This is a genomic window from Streptomyces sp. NPDC051907, from assembly GCF_040681075.1.
GTDB lineage: Bacteria > Actinomycetota > Actinomycetes > Streptomycetales > Streptomycetaceae > Streptomyces.
Genome location: NZ_JBFAYB010000025.1, coordinates 18,329 through 33,325 on the forward strand (window position 1 = coordinate 18,329; position 14,997 = coordinate 33,325).

Consider the following 14,997-nt stretch of genomic DNA (forward strand, 5'->3'; position numbering starts at 1 on the left):
GTGATCTGTCCTTACACCGAGGCCGCGGGGGCCGGCTCGGTGGCCGGAGCGGGGATGGTGGTCTTGAATTCCGGGGCGGGCGATTCCTGGGCGGGCGTGCCCGCCGGGGGCGGGGTGACGGCCGCGATGGCGGTGGTCACGACGCCCGCGGGCTCGGCGTCGCCGGACTCGACGTCGTTGACGTTGTTGTGGTCGACGACCTGGCGGCGGGAGACCAGCCAGATCGCGGCGCACGAGGCGACGAGGAAGACCGCGACGGCCGCGACGCCCCAGTCGCCCTGCTTGGTGACGAACTCCGAGCCCGCGGCGACCAGACCGGCGGCCGGCAGGGTCAGACCCCAGGCCACGAACATCCGGGTGGCGGTGGACCAGCGGACCACGCCGCCCTTGCGGCCGAGGCCGGCGCCCATGACCGCGCCGGAGCACGAGTGCGTGGTCGACAGCGAGAAGCCGAGGTTGGAGGAGGCGAGGATGACGCTGGCCGCGCTGGTCTGGGCGGCGAAGCCCTGCTGCGGCTGGAGGTCGGTGAGGCCCTTGCCCATGGTGCGGATGATGCGCCAGCCGCCGAGGTAGGTGCCGAGCGCGATGGCGATGCCGGCCGCGAGGATGACCCACATGGGCGGGTTGGAGCCGGGGGAGAGCACGCCGCCGGCGACGAGCGCCAGCGTGATGATGCCCATCGTCTTCTGAGCGTCGTTGGTGCCGTGCGCGAGGGAGACCAGGCCGGCCGAGGTGATCTGTCCGGCGCGGTAGCCCTTCTTGGTGGCCTTCGGGTCGGCGTTCTTGCCGATCTTGTACGTCAGCCGGGAGGCGAGGTACGCGGCGAGGCCGGCGACCAGCGGAGCCGCGATCGCGGGGATGAGGACCTTGGTGACGACGGTGCCGCCGTTGACCCCGCTGACGCCGACCGACGCGATGGTGGCGCCGATCAGACCGCCCATGAGGGCGTGCGAGGAGCTGGACGGCAGACCGATCAGCCAGGTCAGGAGATTCCAGAGGATGGCGCCGACGAGCGCCGCGAAGATCACTTCTGGGGTGATGCCTGCTTCTGTGACGATGCCGCTGGAGATCGTCTTGGCGACCTCAACGGACAGGAACGCGCCGACGAGGTTGAGCACGGCGGACATGGCCACCGCGGTCTTGGGCTTCAGGGCGCCGGTCGAGATGGTCGTCGCCATCGCGTTGGCGGTGTCGTGGAAACCGTTCGTGAAATCGAACACGAGCGCTGTCACGATCACAATCGCGAGCAGCAAGGAGATGTGTTCCATTTACCCAGGCAATCGTTTGACGTCAGTGGCCCGGTGAACGTACGTAACCTGAGTGAACGGAAGGTGAACTAGGGCGGACCTGGTGGTGTCCTGGAGTGAGGATTCATGGCTCCGCTTGCCAGTGGCCGAAGGGGCGGGAGTGTGCCCGGGTGAGGGCGCGGGGCGCGTCCGGGCGGCGACGGCTCAGCAGTCGCACGGGTCACGGCGCGGCGCGGACGAGGCGCCGGCCCGTCGACGGCTCCGCTCCGGGGGAGTTGAGCGAGGGCGAGAAGCGGCTTTCATGACAGTTCGAGGAGACCTTGATCACCTTTTGGCCTCGACGGTGGCCGCGCTCCGCCATCGGCCGCCTGGCAGGATCGTTCATATGACCGATCAGGTGCGGCAGGACGCGATCGAGCAGGCATGGCAGGACCTCGTGGCGACGGCGCGCAGGACCGCGGCCGAGGGTCTCGTGGTGGGGACCTCGGGCAATGTCTCGGTGCGGGTCGGCGACCTCGTCCTCGTCACCCCCAGCGGAGTCCCCTACGACCGGCTCGCCCCCGAGGACGTCGTGGCCGTCGATCTCGACGGCGACCAGGTGCTCGGCGAGTTCCGCCCCACGAGCGAGCTGCCGCTGCACCTGGAGGTCTACCGCGGCACGGACGCCCGCGCCGTGGTCCACACCCACGCGGCGCACGCCACCGCCGTCTCCACCCTCGTCGCCGAGCTCCCGCCGATCCACTACATGATCGCGATCCTGGGCGGCCCGGTCCGGGTCGCGCCGTACGCCCTGTACGGCACGGAGGAACTGGCCGCGAACATGCGCGACGCACTGCGCGACCGCACCGGCTGCCTCCTGCAGAACCACGGCACGATCACGTACGGCGACAGCCTCCAGCAGGCGTACGACCGCACGGCCCAGCTGGAGGCGATCTGCGAACTCTGGCTGACGGCGTCGTCGGTGCCCGGCCACACACCGTCGCTGCTCACCGAGCCCCAGCTCGCCGAGGCGGGAGCGAAGCTCCGGGGCTACGGCCCGACGAAGTAGCCTCCGCTGCTCGGCCGCGAACGGGTGGCGAGCCGACGCGGGGGGATGGGCGGGGGCGCGGCGGTGGACGGCGACGGCTGGCCTGCGGCCGCCGATGACCCGCCGGTCTGTGCGTACGCCGGACTGCCTTGCCCCGGCTGGCCCGCGTGACCGTCCACAGTTGATGGCTGCTCCGCAGCTGTCGGCCGCCGATGGCCGGTCTTGGCTGACCGCTGGGTCTGTGCGAACGCCCGGCTGCCGCGTCCGCGCCGCGGGCGGGCCGCCGATGGTGGCTCGGCCAGGCTGAGAGCCTGTGGCCCGCCAGACATGCGCGGCCGTCCGCGTGACCGTCCACTGCCGATGGCTGCCCCGGCCAGCCCGGCCGTCGGTTGCCGATGGCCCGCCCCGGCTGAACCGCCCGGTCTGTGCGACCGTCCTTCGTCGACGGTCAGCCCCCTGACCGCACGGTCCGTGCGACTGCCCGCCGCCGGCGACTCGCGAGGCTGAACGTCTGATCCGCCCGGCCCGCGCGATGCCCGCCGCCGGCGGCGCACCCCGGCTGCCTGGGTCGGCCCGCGCGGCCCTTCCCTCCCGCTGCTATCCGGCCGTTCCGCGGACACCCCCGGCCATCGCCCACTGGCCGCGGGGCGCGTGCGTGCCGACACTGGAACGGTGCGCCCGGTAACCGCGACGGCAGCAGCCGTCACCACTCTCATCGGGGTCGGCGCGGCCGCGATCGCCGCCGGCCGCTACGCGAGCGACGCCGCCCTCAAAGCGGTCCCCGGCCGGCCCCTGCCCGGGGAGCCCCGGCTGACCGTGCACGCCGCCGAGTCCGGGCGGGTGACCCTGACCCGCAGCCTCGCCTCGCTGCGGCCCGGCACCTACGGACTCGACGGGGGCGACGTCCACGCCGTCGTCGGCCGGGTCCTCGACCATGTGCCGCACGCCGCCGACACCGTCGTGCGCCGCCTGGAGCGCATCAGCCACGGCAGCCTCGTGTCCGGCGGCCGGGTACGGCTCACCCCGCAGGTGCACAGCGGCGACCCGTACACCGCGCTGCGCCTGAAGCACAGCGACGTCGAGATCCCCGGCGAACTGGGCGGGCTCCCCGCCTGGTTCGTCCCCGGCGACCGCAAGACCTGGGTGATCGCCGTGCACGGCCTGGGCGCGACCCGCGAACACCCGATGAACGTCATGTCGTTCCTGCACGCCCACCGCTTCCCCGTGCTCGACATCGGCTACCGAGGCGACCTCGGCGCGCCCAGGTCGCCCGACGGCCTCGGCCACCTCGGCGACTCCGAGTGGCGCGACCTCGACGCGGCCATTCGCTACGCCATGCGCTACGGCGCACAGCGCGTCGTCGTCCACGGCTGGTCCACCGGCGCGTCCATGGCCCTGCACGCCGCCGCCAACTCAGCCCTGCGCGACCGGATCAGCGGACTCGTCCTCGACTCCCCGGTCCTGGACTGGGAGGCCACCCTGCGCTCCCTGGCCGCCCGCCGCACCCCGGGCCCCCTGCTGCCGCTCGCCGTCCGGGCGGCCCAGGGCAGGACCGGCCTCCACGGCGACCGTCTGACGCAAGCCGCGTCCCCGGACGCCCTCCGCGTCCCGACGCTCATCTTCCACGGCCCCGACGACACCCTCGCCCCCTGGCAGCCCTCCCGCGAACTCGCTGCCCGCCGCCCCGAACTGATCAGCCTGCACACCGTCCCGCAGGCCCCGCACGCGGCCATGTGGAACGCCGATCCCGCGCGCTACGAAGAGGCCCTGCGCCGCTTCCTCACCCCCTTGATGTGATCCCGGACGCACCCGGAGCGCACCGATCCGCTAACCGGATCGCCCGGTTCCGTCAGGTTCTGTCAGGTTCCGTTTGGGCTTTCGGGCTGTCAGCGGGAAGACTGCTCCCTGTGACGTCCCGAAAGCCTGATGAGCAATTGGCGCGCAACTCCAGACTCCGTCTTGTCCGCCCCCGATCGCTGGCGACCGCCAGGCGGGCCGTGACCACACCCCGAACCCGGCCTGCCCCCCGTCCGCCGGAGGGCACTCCGCCCCCCGCGGAGCTGGCGCGCCAGGCTCGGACGGTCCTCGCCGACGCTGTACGGATCGCCCGCTGGGCCGCCTTGGGGACGCCTCCCGTCGCCGCGGGGCTATGGGGCAAGGACCCCGGCGCCGCCCCGCTCGCCGAGCAGGCGCAGGAGCGTGCGGCGGCGGCCCTTGAGTTGACGCCGCTTCAGGTGCGCACGGGATGGGACCGCGCCCGCCTCGCCGGCCTGGTCGAGCTGCACGGCGACACCGCCCGCCCCGGCTGGCGGCTGCGCGCCTGGGACCGCGACGACATGGCCGTGCTGCGCGGCTGGGTCGCGCTGTTCGACGCCTGGTCGCTGGTCCACCCCACGCCCGCGGACGTCGCCCCGACGGCGGTCGCCGAGGTCGTCGAGGCCGTGCCCCAGATGCTCTCCCTCCTTCAGCTGTCGGCCGGCCCCGTGCTGGTACCGGCCCTGCTCGACCTGCTCCAGCAGCGCGTCGCCGAACTGCGCGAGGAGCGCTGCGAGGTCCCGTACGGCCCCCAAGAGGCGCCGCAGCCGCCCGCGAACGACCCGCAGACCGCGCAGGAGACCCCGCGGCAGGAGAGCGTCGAGGCGTCCGTCGCCCCCCTGCTCGACTGGGCCCTGGAGGGCCTGACCGCCGTCGGCGCGCTGACCCTCGGCCCGGGCCAGGCCACGCTCACCCCGCTCGGCAACTGGGCGGTCTGGGTCAAGCTCGAGCAGATCTGCGTCGCCGCCCAGAGCCCGGCCGGCAATATCGAGCAGCCCGCCGAGGACATGCTCCGCGGCTGCGCCCGCCTCACCCCCGGGCCCGCCCGCGCCGAGTACCGCGCCTGGCTCGCCGCCCGCACCGTCTCCAGCGCCGTCGCCGAACTCCTGGCCGTCGCCCGCGGCGAGGACGCCCTGCTGCGCGGCCTCGCCTTCGAGGCGCTGCGGGTCGTCGGCGCCCCGGCCGAGGCGGAGGTCCGCGCCGCGGCCGACGAGCCGTCCCTGCGCCCCTATGCGCTGCTCTGGCTCGCGGAGTACGACGGCGCGGACCCCGACGAGGCGGCGGAGGTCCTCACGCGCGAAGAGGCGACCTGGCTCTGGGTGGACACCGCGGCGGCCGTGGCCGACCACGGCGAGCCCCAGCTCCTGCTGCGCCACCTGGACTCCGCGGTGCAGGGCACGGTCCCGGCGCTCATCGAGGAGGTCCGGTCCGGAGGCCACCCGCGCACCGTGCAGGTCTTGGTCGCCCTGGCCGCCGCGCACCCGGACCCGGCCCTGGCCAAGGCCGTGCGCCGGGCGGCGTTCCAGGTGCACACCGGCGGGGTGTAGCACCGGCGCCACGGCGGGACGCGACGCCGGCGCAGTGGCGACGGACAAGGCGGAACCGAGGCGGAGCCGGGCCAGAACCGGCCAGAACCGAGGCAGAACCGGGCCGGAACCGGGGGCGGGGGCCTCGGCCGGGACAGGCGCCAACGGCCAAGCGCCTGCATCCAGCGGTCAGGCGCCACAAGCCAGGCGTCAAGGACCAGGCGTCAGGAGCCACGCGTCAGCAGCGAGGAGCCAGACGTCAGGCGTCCGCCCCTGGTCGGTAGGTCCCGAAGCTCCAGATGTTGCCCTCGAGATCGCGCGCCATGTAGTCCCGCGAGCCGTGGTCCTTGTCCGTCGGCGGCATCAGGATCTCCACGCCGTGCTCCACCGCCCTGTCGTGGTGCGCGTCGACGTCGTCGACGTGGACGAACACGCCCGTCGGGCCCGCGTCCTTCGTCAGCTTGTCGTACTCGCTGCCCGTGCCCTTGCTGCCCAACATCACCATGCCGTTGCCGAACGTCAGCTCGGCATGGGCGATCAGGCCCTCGTCCTCGTACACCGCGTGCTGGGTGAAGCCGAAGGCCTCGGTCAGCTGTCTGACCGCGGCCTGCGCGTCCCGGTACACCAGCGTGGGACAGATGGTCGGCGACTGTGACATCTCGATCACTCCTTCATGCTCGATGTATGGCTCGACGTCACCCACGACGGGTGAAAATGTGATCTGCGCCTCAGTCTCGCAGTCACCACTGACAATCGGCGGCGACCACCGCCGACCTTCAGCGGAAGGTGTCGCACCGGGCCATGTCGCCCGTGCGGTAGCCGGTGTAGAACCACTGCTGGCGCTGCGCCGCCGAGCCGTGCGTCCAGTTCTCCGGCGTCACCCGCCCCTGGAGCCTCGCCTGGATCCGGTCGTCGCCGACGGCCGCCGCCGCGTCGAGGCCGTCCCTGATGTCCTCGGCCGTCAGCGTGGTCAGCAGCCGCCGGCCGGTCTTCTCGTCCAGAGTGGTCGTCGCGTGGCGTGCCCACACCCCCGCGTAGCAGTCCGCCTGGAGCTCCACTCGTACGGCGTTGCTGTTCGCCCCTGGCCGCCCGTCCTGCGCCCGTCGGAGGTCGCCCATCAGGTTCTGCACATGGTGGCCGTACTCATGGGCCACCACATACGCCTGAGCGAACGGTCCGCCGCTCGCGCCGAACGTCGTCCGCAGGTCCTCGAAGAAGCCGAGGTCCAGATAGACCTTCCGGTCGGCGGGGCAGTAGAACGGCCCTACCGCCGAGGTCGCCGTCCCGCACGCGGTGGCCACCCGGTCCGTGAAGATCACGGTGGGAGCGGCCGAGTACGCTCCCTGGCGGCGCGCGAACTCCGCGCGCCAGAAGTCCTGCACGCTGTTGACGACCGCGACGATCCGGCAGTCCTCCCGGGTGTTCGCGTCCGAGCCCTTGCGGCACGCCTGGTCGACCTCTGCCTGGGAGGAGGCGGTCGCGGCCGGCGCGGTGTCGCCGGAGGAGAGCCCGAGCTGCTCGGGCCCCACCCCGAAGAGCAGCCCCAGGATCAGCGCGATGAGCCCGGCGATGCCGCCGCCGATGGTGGCCCTGCCGCCGGGGACGCGGCTGCCGCGCACATCCTGCACCTCGGAGGTGTCCAGATCGGCGTCGTCGTCGAACTGCATCGGGCACCACCCTCCGCTGCGGCAATGAGCCGAGTATCGATCAGTTCGTACGGCTATGCTCCTTTTCGCCGCTGCTGGGGTGCGGGCAGAGTGAGGACCGGGTCCGCCGCCCAGATCCCGGGCGGTCCCTGGGCGGTCCTGGGCACGTCGAGGCCGTACAGAAGGCCGGATCAACGCCCCGTCAGCGCTCCGTCAAGGCCGCGTCAAGGCCTCGTCGAGGGCTCGCCGCAGGCGTGCCGAGGCCGCACCGCCGACGCGCCGCAGGCGGAAAAGCACTTGCACGGCCCCGTTAGACTGGGCCGTATGGCAATTCTCCTTGTGCATTAGACGGCGTCGAAGCGTCTACGCCGAGTCGTCCTTCCGCCGTCCATACCGCCCTGGAGTCTTTCCGTGATCACCGCCTCCGGCATCGAGCTGCGCGCCGGCGCCCGAGTCCTCATCGAGTCCGCTTCCTTCCGCATCGCCAAGGGCGATCGCATCGGCTTGGTCGGCCGTAACGGAGCGGGCAAGACCACCCTCACCAAGTGCCTCGCCGGCGAGGGCATCCCCGCCGCCGGCGCCATCGCCCGCTCCGGCGAGGTCGGCTACCTCCCGCAGGACCCGCGCACCGGCGACCTCGACACCCTCGCCCGCGACCGCATCCTCTCCGCCCGCGAGCTCGACTCCGTGCTGCGGAAGATGCGCGAGAACGAGGACCGGATGGCGAACGGCCAGGGCGCCACCCGCGAGAAGGCGATGAAGAAGTACGAGCGCCTGGAGACGGAGTTCCTCACCAAGGGCGGATACGCCGCCGAGGCCGAGGCCGCCACCATCGCCGCCGCGCTCGGACTGCCCGACCGGGTGCTCGGCCAGCCGCTGCACACCCTCTCCGGCGGTCAGCGCCGCCGCGTCGAGCTGGCCCGGATCCTCTTCTCCGACGCCGACACCCTGCTCCTCGACGAGCCGACCAACCACCTCGACGCCGACTCCATCGTCTGGCTGCGCGACTACCTGAAGACCTACCGCGGCGGCTTCATCGTCATCTCCCATGACGTCGACCTCGTAGAGACCGTCGTCAACAAGGTCTTCTACCTGGACGCGAACCGCTCCCAGATCGACGTCTACAACATGGGCTGGAAGCTCTACCAGCAGCAGCGCGAGGCCGACGAGAAGCGCCGCAAGCGCGAGCGGCAGAACGCCGAGAAGAAGGCCGCGGCCCTCAACTCGCAGGCCGACAAGATGCGCGCCAAGGCCACCAAGACGGTCGCCGCGCAGAACATGGCCAAGCGCGCCGACCGGCTGCTCGCGGGCCTGGAGGCCGTCCGCGTCTCCGACAAGGTCGCCAAGCTCCGCTTCCCGGACCCGGCGCCCTGCGGAAAGACTCCGCTGACCGCGGAGAGTCTGTCCAAGTCGTACGGCTCGCTCGAGATCTTCACCGATGTGGACCTCGCGATCGACAAGGGCTCCCGGGTCGTCATCCTCGGGCTCAACGGCGCCGGCAAGACGACGCTGCTGCGGCTGCTCGCCGGCGTGGAGACGCCGGACACCGGCCAGGTCACGCCGGGCCACGGCCTCAAGCTGGGGTACTACGCCCAGGAGCACGAGACCCTCGACCCGGACCGCACGGTCCTGGAGAACATGCGCTCGTCCGCGCCCGACCTCGACCTCGTCGAGGTGCGCAAGACGCTCGGCTCGTTCCTGTTCTCCGGCGACGACGTCGACAAGCCCGCGGGCGTCCTGTCCGGCGGCGAGAAGACCCGTCTCGCGCTGGCCACGCTGGTCGTCTCCTCCGCCAACGTCCTGCTGCTCGACGAGCCGACGAACAACCTCGACCCGGCCAGCCGCGAGGAGATCCTGGGCGCGCTGCGCACCTACAAGGGCGCGGTCATCCTCGTGACGCACGACGAGGGCGCGGTCGAGGCGCTGGAGCCGGAGCGGATCATTCTGCTGCCCGACGGCGTCGAGGACCTGTGGGGCGCGGACTACGCCGACCTGGTGGCGCTCGCCTGAGCGCGGCCCGGTTCGGCGAGGTCCGGGGACTGATCCACTCCGTATGGATCATTCGGCTTACGCGTGATCCATCATCTGCGTGAGTGCGTCTCGTACCGCGGCGCGCCGACCGGCGAATCCCGTCCGCCTGGGCATTCGTCGCGGCTCTGTCCAGTGGGGCCTCGCTGACCTGGCACTTCTCGCCCGCACCCGCTCGGACGTGCGAATACGTGTGTGCGGAATTTCGGGTTCCGGTCGTGGCGGCCGGATCCCGCCGGACAAAGCCTTTCGTACGGACCTTGCCGAATGGGTGGCCAGGACGGCCTTGAGGGGTGATCATGAGAAGTCCAGAGCGCACTTCCCATGAGGAGGCACGGGTGGCCGAGACTCTGAAGAAGGGCAGCCGGGTTACCGGCGCCGCGCGCGACAAGCTCGCGGCAGACCTGAAGAAGAAGTACGACTCCGGTGCGAGCATCCGGGCGTTGGCCGAAGAGACCGGCCGCTCCTATGGATTCGTCCACCGGATGCTCAGCGAGTCCGGAGTCACGCTGCGGGGACGCGGCGGAGCGACACGAGGCAAGAAGGCCGCCTCGGCCTGACGACCGAGGCTCCTTCGGCCAACCGGTTCCTACGGTGGCCACCCGGTCGGTCGCGCGGTCGACCGGGTGGTTACTGTGCAGTCACTTAACTCCCTCTGCAGGGGATGAACCGTTCCTCCGCAGAGATGGAACCGACTGCACCGAACCGGAGGCGCCCCATGACTTCGCTCGACTCTGTGCTCGACAAGGACGGCGTACGGCTCACCGTCGAGGACGCGGTTGCCACGGTGACCTTGACCAATCCGGACAAGCGCAACGCCCAGTCTCCCGCTCTGTGGCGGGCGTTGGCGCAGGCGGGTCGGTCGTTGCCGGGCAACGTGCGGGTCGTGGTGCTGCGCGGCGAGGGCAAGTCCTTCTCCGCGGGGCTCGACCGGCAGGCGTTCACGCCCGAGGGCTTCGACGGCGAGCCGTCATTCCTCGATCTCGCGCGCGGATCCGACGCGGAGCTGGACGCGGTGATCGCCGAGTACCAGGAAGCGTTCACCTGGTGGCGCCGCAACGACATCGTCTCGATCGCGGCGGTGCAGGGGCATGCGATCGGTGCGGGCTTCCAGCTCGCGCTGGCATGCGATCTGCGGGTCGTGGCCGACGATGTGCAGTTCGCCATGCGCGAGACCAGCCTCGGTCTCGTGCCCGACCTCACCGGCACACAGCCGCTGGTTTCGCTGGTCGGCTACGCACGGGCGCTGGAGATCTGTGCGACCGGCCGCTTCGTCCACGCGGAGGAGGCAGAGCGCACGGGCCTGGCGAATATCGCCGTGCCCGTCGCCGAGCTGGACGGCGCCGTGCGGGATCTGGCCGCCGCCCTGCTGGCCGCGCCGCGTGACGCGGTCATCGAGACGAAGACGCTGCTGCGGGGTGCGACCGGTCGTTCCTACGAAGAGCAGCGCACGGCGGAGCGTGCGGCACAGGCGCGCCGCCTGCGCGACCTGGCGGGTCTGGGGGAGTGATGCTCCCGGCCACCCGCTCGTCGGCATGGGCGGGTGGCGCCCGCGAGGCCCGCTGGCGCCGCGCCGCGAGGAGGTGCGAGCCCGCAGGACTGAGCCCGCATGGAGTTCGAGCCCGCGAGGACTGAGCCCCGCACGGCCCGCGGGCTCACAGTGATGCGCTGATCAGGATCGTCACCGGGCGGGGCGCCGTCAGCGTCGGGGTCACCGCCGCGCGTACCGCCCGGGCCACGTCCAGCGCGCGGTGGCCCGCCGCCGTGGCCAGCTCCACCCGGACGTGGTCGTCCGCCAGATGGACCGGTGCGCCCAGGGTCGCCGTCAGATGGGCGACCCCCGGCGTCTGGGACGCGCTCGTCGCCGTCGGGGTCCCCAGAGCCTTCGCCGGAGCGGCGGTTACCTCGGGTGGGGGAGCGAGCGTCGGGCTCTGCGGTGCGTGGTCCACGACGTCCGTCACCCGCAGGTCCACCGTGGCCACCACCAGCCCCAGCAGCTCGTCCGCCGCCCTCAGCAGCGCCTCGCGCAGCGCCGACGCCGTCGGCCGCAGCGGCTCATGGGCCCGGGCCGCGAACTCCGCCTCGATCCGCAGCGGCCCCGGGGGCAGCGCTCCCGGCGGCGGCGGGAAGGCGGGCGCGGTCGCCGCCTCCGGGTCCGCCAGCCCCACCCTCAGCCGTCCGGGCACGACGGCGGGCGCCTCGGCGGTCGCCGCCCGCCACAGCACCGCGGCGGCCGCGCGCTCCGACATCCACGCCCCGTCCTCGGCCCCGCCGAGCGGGAGCAGTCTGCCGAGGCCGAGCCGTCTCCGTACCGCATCCGCAGTGGTCATTGCTCCAGCCTGCCCCATCCCCGGCGCGAGATCGGGCAAGCGCACTTAGTGTGGGGAACGGAGTCCACCACTGCCCGGAAGGACGATGGCGATGACCGACACCGCTCAAAGGAACCGCCCCGAACCCGGCAGTGAGCCGTCAGGCTCCGGCGAAGGGTTCAGGAAGTCGACGAGCAGGCGCGGTGGCGGCGACCCCGGACTCCGGGGCCGTACCACCATCGCCGACGGCGTCGTCGAGAAGATCGCGGGGCTCGCCGCCCGCGAGGTCATCGGGGTCCATGCGATGGGCAGCGGCTTCTCCCGCACCCTCGGCGCGGTACGCGACCGGGTGCCGGGCGGGAGCAGGTCCAGCACCACCAGGGGCGTCAAAGCCGAGGTCGGCGAGGTGCAGACGGCCCTCGACCTCGAGATCGTCGTCGACTACGGCGTCTCCATCGCCGATGTGGCCCGCGCGGTGCGCGAGAACGTCGTGTCCGCCGTGGAGCGCATGACGGGGCTCGAAGTCGTCGAGGTCAACATCGCGGTCAGCGACGTCAAGCTGCCCGACGAGGAGGACGAGGAGCCGGAGTCGCGGCTCCAGTAGGTCCCCGAGCGGTGCGACGCGTGCTGTGCGGGCGGATGGTGCGGATATGGACGCGACTGCGTGACGGCGTACGGCGTGCCTGCGTACGGCGTAGGGCGTGTGACGTGCGAAGGAGGAGCTCGGCATGGGCATGGCGGTGGTGGGCATGGTGGCCGGCATGGCGCTCGGCTTCGCCGGGTACTTCGGCGGCTTCGGCGCGTTCTTGCTGGTGGCCGCGTTGGGCGCGGTCGGTTTTGTGGCCGGTCGCCTGCTCGAGGGCGATCTTGAGCCCAGCGAGTTCTTCCGCAGTCGCGACCGCGGCGACCGGCGGCGGTGACGCGCGGTGGCCGATGGGAGTCCCCCGCCCGGAGGCAGAAGAAGCATCCCCGCGGGCGAGCGCGGTGCGACGGCCATCGCCGACCGGGTCGTCGCGAAGATCGCCGCGCAGGCGGCGAGGGAGGCGATCCCCGACGCGCTGGAAGGCGGCGCCCCGCCCCGAGCGACGGTCACCGTGCACCATGACGCCGCCCATGTACGGATCGTCCTCGAACTCGACTACCCCTCCGACATCGGCGGCCAGTGCGGAGCCGTGCGTCGCCGGGTCGCCGAGCGGGTAAAGGCGTTGGCGGGGATGGAGGTGCCCGAGGTGGCTGTTCTCGTCGAGCGGCTGCACTCCGTCCACTCGCGCGGGGCGGCACACGGGAGGATCCGATGAGCGATCTCGACCAGTCCGCGTCGGCGGCGGCGTACGATCCGGCGCCGGCTCAGACGGAACAAGAAGGCGACGCCGTCAAGGCGGGACGCTTCTGGTCGGTGCGCAGGGCCCCGGCCGTGATGGTCGCGGTGGTGCTGGTCGGCGGTGCGGGAGTGCTGCTGTACGACGTGGCGGCGGTACGGGCCGACCGGCCGCCCATGCACTGGCGCCGCGTCCTGGCGGACGACCTCGCTCACTGGCGGCTGGACGAGCCGGGCGTGCTGGCGGCGGCGTCCGCGGCGATCCTGCTCGGCCTCGTCCTGATCGTGGTGGCGGCCACGCCCGGGCTGCGCAAGCTGCTGCCGATGCGCCGGGACTCCGCGGCCGTACGGGCGGGGCTCGACCGGAACACGGCGGCCCTGGTGCTGCGCGACCGGGCGATGGAGGTGTCCGGCGTGCAGTCCGTACGCGTGCGGATGAGCCGCTCGAAGGTCTCCGTGAGCGCGCAGTCCCACTTCCGCGAACTGGACGACGTACGTGCCGATCTGGACGCGGCGATGGAGCACGGCATCGGCGAGCTGGGCCTGGCCAGGCAGCTGGCGCTGACCGTGCGTGTGGCGCGGCCCTCGGCGAAGAAGAGGTGAGGGCGATGCTTCGGGGCGTCAACCGCGTCGTGATCGGCGTCGTCGGGCTGGTGCTCGTCTGCGCGGGCGCGCTGGTGCTCGCGCCGGGGGCGGGCCTGTCGGTGCCGTCCTGGTGGCCGTACGACGGTCCGAGCGATGTGCTGCTGAGCGCTGCGGACCGGACCCGGTGGCGGGGCGAGGGCTGGTGGTGGCCGACGGTCATCGCGGTCCTGGCGGTGACGGTGGTGCTGGCGCTGTGGTGGCTGCTGGCCCAACTGCGCCGATCGCGTCTGACCGAGGTGCTCGTCGACAGCGGCGACGGCGAAGGGGCGCTGCTGCGGGCGCGGTCGCTGGAGGGGGTGCTGGCGAAGGAGACCGAGTCCCTGGAGGGCGTCTCCCATGCGCACATCACCCTGACCGGCCGCCGCAGCACGCCTCAGGCGCGGGTGTCGCTTCAGCTGGAGCCGTACGCGTCCCCGGGCCAGGCCCTGACCTCGCTGACGGACGAGGCGCTGGCCCATGCGAGGGACTCGGCGGGCCTGGAGGTCCTGCCGGCGGAGGTGCGGCTGGCGTCCGGGAAGCACGGGGCGCGACGGGTGACGTGAGGCGGGAGTTGTCCGCTCTGCTCGCCTCCGTCGCAGTGGGTGTGTCGCCCCCCCTGCTCGGCCCCGCGCGGCCCCGGACTTGGGCAGCGGGCCTCGCCCCAGGCAGCCTCCGCCCCCTCTCAGAACCTCCGAGTCCTCAGAAGCCGTGCCGCGCGCCGCCGTCCACCGGGAGCATGACGCCCGTCAGATAGGACGCCGCCGGCGACAGGAGGAACGCGGCGGTGCGGCCGAACTCCTCCGGGGCGCCGTAGCGGCGCAGCGGGATACGGGACTCGTTCGCCGTGCGTGCCGCCTCCGCGTCGCCGGAGAGCGCGTCGAGCTCGCGGACCCGGTCGGTGTCGATGCGGGCGGGGAGCAGGCCCACCACCCGGATGCCCCGCGGCCCCAGCTCGTCCGACAGCGACTTCGCGAAGCCCGCGAGGCCGGGGCGGAGGCCGTTGGAGATCGTCAGGCCCGGGATCGGCTCGTGGACCGAGCCCGAGAGCACGAAGCCGATCACACCGCCCTCGCCCAGCTCCGCCGCCGCCGCGCGCGCCATCCGCACCGCGCCCAGGAAGACCGACTCGAACGCCGCCGTCCACTGCTCGTCCGTGTTGTCCGCCGCGAAGCCGGGGGCCGGCCCGCCCACGCTGATCAGCACTCCGTCCACGCTCCCGAAGTGCGCCCTCGCCGCCGCGAGGACCCGCTCCGGGGCGGACGGGTCCGCGTTGTCCGCGGGCAGGCCCACCGCGTTCGGCCCCAGCTCCGCCGCCGCGTCCGTGACCGTCTTCTCGTCGCGGCCGGTGATCACAACTCTCGCGCCGTCCTCGACCAGCGCGCGGGCGGACGCGTTGCCCAGCCCCCGCGATCCACCGGTGACGACGTAGACGCGGTCCTTCAGTCCAAGATCCATGG

The 14,997-nt window shown here is 72.6% G+C and carries 16 protein-coding genes; 11 read left to right on the plus strand and 5 right to left on the minus strand.

Translation table 11 applies throughout. The features are described 5' to 3' along the window. Positions 1-11: 11 nt before the first annotated feature. Positions 12-1,268 carry an inorganic phosphate transporter gene (locus AB0M39_RS16090; RefSeq protein WP_365364567.1) on the minus strand — a complete coding sequence of 419 codons (1,257 nt, stop codon included), beginning with the start codon at positions 1,266-1,268 and terminating at the stop codon, positions 12-14. Between the two features lie 364 nt (positions 1,269-1,632). On the opposite strand from AB0M39_RS16090, the gene AB0M39_RS16095 reads away from it, so the two are divergent. The 3 genes from AB0M39_RS16095 (at position 1,633) to AB0M39_RS16105 (ending at position 5,636) form a co-directional block, all read left to right on the plus strand. Next, the gene (locus AB0M39_RS16095) at positions 1,633-2,295 is read left to right on the plus strand and encodes a class II aldolase/adducin family protein (protein WP_365364569.1); all 663 of its coding nucleotides are present in this window, start codon (positions 1,633-1,635) and stop codon (positions 2,293-2,295) included. Positions 2,296-2,946: 651 nt separating this feature from the next. Then, positions 2,947-4,071 carry an alpha/beta fold hydrolase gene (locus AB0M39_RS16100; RefSeq protein ID WP_365364571.1) on the plus strand — a complete coding sequence of 375 codons (1,125 nt, stop codon included), beginning with the start codon at positions 2,947-2,949 and terminating at the stop codon, positions 4,069-4,071. A 200-nt stretch (positions 4,072-4,271) separates the two neighbouring features. Beyond that, a complete protein-coding gene (locus AB0M39_RS16105; protein WP_365364573.1) occupies positions 4,272-5,636 on the plus strand; it encodes a hypothetical protein in 1,365 nt (454 codons plus the stop codon). Between the two features lie 238 nt (positions 5,637-5,874). Here the strand turns inward: AB0M39_RS16105 and AB0M39_RS16110 are convergent, their stop codons facing one another. Both AB0M39_RS16110 and AB0M39_RS16115 read right to left on the minus strand, forming a co-directional pair. After that, the gene (locus AB0M39_RS16110; RefSeq protein WP_365364575.1) at positions 5,875-6,273 is read right to left on the minus strand and encodes a VOC family protein; all 399 of its coding nucleotides are present in this window, start codon (positions 6,271-6,273) and stop codon (positions 5,875-5,877) included. 118 nt (positions 6,274-6,391) lie between these two features. Then, positions 6,392-7,282 (minus strand): neutral zinc metallopeptidase, encoded by an 891-nt coding sequence (locus AB0M39_RS16115; protein ID WP_365364577.1) that lies wholly within the window; start codon positions 7,280-7,282, stop codon positions 6,392-6,394. Positions 7,283-7,672: 390 nt separating this feature from the next. Here AB0M39_RS16115 and AB0M39_RS16120 point away from each other — a divergent pair, with 390 nt between their 5' ends. The 3 genes from AB0M39_RS16120 to AB0M39_RS16130 all read left to right on the plus strand — a co-directional run bounded on the left by AB0M39_RS16120 (position 7,673) and on the right by AB0M39_RS16130 (position 10,799). Next, positions 7,673-9,271: an ABC-F family ATP-binding cassette domain-containing protein gene (locus AB0M39_RS16120; RefSeq protein ID WP_365364579.1), complete on the plus strand. Its 1,599-nt coding sequence runs from the start codon at positions 7,673-7,675 to the stop codon at positions 9,269-9,271. Positions 9,272-9,627: 356 nt separating this feature from the next. After that, entirely contained in the window at positions 9,628-9,849 is a 222-nt protein-coding gene (locus AB0M39_RS16125; protein ID WP_006123601.1) for a helix-turn-helix domain-containing protein, read from the plus strand. Positions 9,850-10,007: 158 nt separating this feature from the next. Next, the gene (locus AB0M39_RS16130; protein WP_365364581.1) at positions 10,008-10,799 is read left to right on the plus strand and encodes an enoyl-CoA hydratase/isomerase family protein; all 792 of its coding nucleotides are present in this window, start codon (positions 10,008-10,010) and stop codon (positions 10,797-10,799) included. Between the two features lie 145 nt (positions 10,800-10,944). Here the strand turns inward: AB0M39_RS16130 and AB0M39_RS16135 are convergent, their stop codons facing one another. Then, positions 10,945-11,619: a hypothetical protein gene (locus AB0M39_RS16135; protein WP_365364583.1), complete on the minus strand. Its 675-nt coding sequence runs from the start codon at positions 11,617-11,619 to the stop codon at positions 10,945-10,947. A gap of 91 nt (positions 11,620-11,710) precedes the next feature. Between AB0M39_RS16135 and AB0M39_RS16140 the strand changes: the two genes are divergently transcribed. The 5 genes from AB0M39_RS16140 to amaP all read left to right on the plus strand — a co-directional run bounded on the left by AB0M39_RS16140 (position 11,711) and on the right by amaP (position 14,103). Next, a complete protein-coding gene (locus tag AB0M39_RS16140) occupies positions 11,711-12,202 on the plus strand; it encodes an Asp23/Gls24 family envelope stress response protein (protein WP_365364585.1) in 492 nt (163 codons plus the stop codon). 124 nt (positions 12,203-12,326) lie between these two features. After that, positions 12,327-12,518: a hypothetical protein gene (locus AB0M39_RS16145; protein WP_365364587.1), complete on the plus strand. Its 192-nt coding sequence runs from the start codon at positions 12,327-12,329 to the stop codon at positions 12,516-12,518. Between the two features lie 6 nt (positions 12,519-12,524). Next, positions 12,525-12,896 carry a hypothetical protein gene (locus tag AB0M39_RS16150; RefSeq protein WP_365364589.1) on the plus strand — a complete coding sequence of 124 codons (372 nt, stop codon included), beginning with the start codon at positions 12,525-12,527 and terminating at the stop codon, positions 12,894-12,896. Further along, positions 12,893-13,519 carry a DUF6286 domain-containing protein gene (locus AB0M39_RS16155; RefSeq protein ID WP_365364591.1) on the plus strand — a complete coding sequence of 209 codons (627 nt, stop codon included), beginning with the start codon at positions 12,893-12,895 and terminating at the stop codon, positions 13,517-13,519. The genes AB0M39_RS16150 and AB0M39_RS16155 overlap by 4 nt, the downstream gene beginning before the upstream one ends. A 5-nt stretch (positions 13,520-13,524) precedes the next feature. Continuing rightward, on the plus strand, positions 13,525-14,103 hold the full coding sequence (amaP, locus tag AB0M39_RS16160) for an alkaline shock response membrane anchor protein AmaP (protein ID WP_365364593.1): 579 nt from the start codon (positions 13,525-13,527) through the stop codon (positions 14,101-14,103). Between the two features lie 136 nt (positions 14,104-14,239). Here the strand turns inward: amaP and AB0M39_RS16165 are convergent, their stop codons facing one another. Further along, positions 14,240-14,995 (minus strand): SDR family oxidoreductase, encoded by a 756-nt coding sequence (locus tag AB0M39_RS16165; RefSeq protein WP_365364595.1) that lies wholly within the window; start codon positions 14,993-14,995, stop codon positions 14,240-14,242. Positions 14,996-14,997: the final 2 nt, after the last annotated feature.